This is a genomic window from Candidatus Cardinium sp. cBcalN2 (genome assembly GCF_022810445.1).
In the GTDB taxonomy this organism is placed as follows: Bacteria; Bacteroidota; Bacteroidia; order Cytophagales; family Amoebophilaceae; genus Cardinium.
Window position 1 is genome coordinate 1 of sequence record NZ_JAACGD010000207.1, and the last position, 1,328, is coordinate 1,328.

Sequence of the window (1,328 nt, forward strand, 5' to 3'; positions counted from 1 at the left end):
GCTATTCAATTATCGATTCGTCATGATTCAATTCTAACGATTCCAAGAGTGATTAATAATAATGAAGAGATTTATTAGAATCGAAAAAATCAGTGAGATGTTGGTGTATCAGGAGTATGCAAGGAATGCTTTTTGATAATATATTTTGACGAGAAAAATTTCCTGGATCCTCTGAATTCCAATCTTTAAGACCCTTGAGAACTTCTACCCTTTAAGGCCCAATTCAAATGATATCATTGTTCATGACAAAGAATGGCCGATGTTGTCTGGATATATATGTGTTTTAAAAATAGATTTAATGAAACTTAATTGTTGTGAATATAGCTGTGGAATACATGAAGGTACAATTAAACTGACCAAGAAACACACACCACTTGATAAGGTCGATTCATGGTGCTTGTGTACATTCAGTTTACTTGGAGGTTTCGGGGGAAAGGATAATTACTGGGAATGGAATAGATAAATTTGAGAAAACCGTTATCTGACTGAGGGTGGCTGTGTGTGTGTGTGTGAATGAATGATCATTGACAATGAAAGAAGATTCAGATAAGAGGAAGAGGAAGAAAGGATGAAAGAGAAGAAGAAGAAGAAGAAGAAGAAGAAGAAGAAGAAGAAGAAGAAGAAGAAGAAGAAGAAGAAGAAGAAGAAGAAGAAGAAGAAGAAGAAAGATGGAGATCAATGGACTTGTATATAAACACTTGGAATGCTCAATTGGTTAAGATCATCCAGATCGAAAGATAAGTGGCGAGAACAATGCATTCCTTTTATATATACACTTACCTTTCTTTCAGGTTGTGTTTGTGTGTTTTTTTATAAGTGTGGATGAAAATGAAATCATTTAACGTTTAACAAGGGTCAAATTTTAAAAATTATCCACCTTCACTACTTGATTTTGGGTGGAAAAATGGGCTTTGAAATGCATTGTATGCTCACCTTGGAAGACTGGGACTTTCTCTTTTTTATCTTGTCTAATTTGACAACTTTTTTTCTTTTTCCACTATACTACTTAAGATCACTTGGAGCCAATTTGGAGTGTCAAAATATAGATATATATACACACTCATTGAATGACCACTGGTTAAGAATGTAGTAATTTAGTTCCACTTTTAGCAATCAGAAATCAACGTTTTTGGGATAGATTTAGTTTTGAGGTGGACTTTTTATCATCTCTTCTCTTCAATAAATGCTCAAAAGCATTCGATTAATTCGAAAACTTTTGGGGAAATAATCTGGAAGGAACATTCTTTCTTGTTTTCTCTTTCGATTACTTACACCTTATCATGAACCATATCACACACTAATTTTTTCTGCTCTCTCTCTCTCTCTCT

Annotated in this window: 1 protein-coding gene; it reads right to left on the minus strand. The window is 33.7% G+C overall.

Annotated elements, in window-relative coordinates; all coding sequences use genetic code 11:
- Window positions 1-542: 542 nt before the first annotated feature.
- On the minus strand, window positions 543-698 hold the full coding sequence (locus MUW74_RS04300; RefSeq protein WP_243519262.1) for a hypothetical protein: 156 nt from the start codon (window positions 696-698) through the stop codon (window positions 543-545).
- Window positions 699-1,328 lie beyond the last annotated feature (630 nt).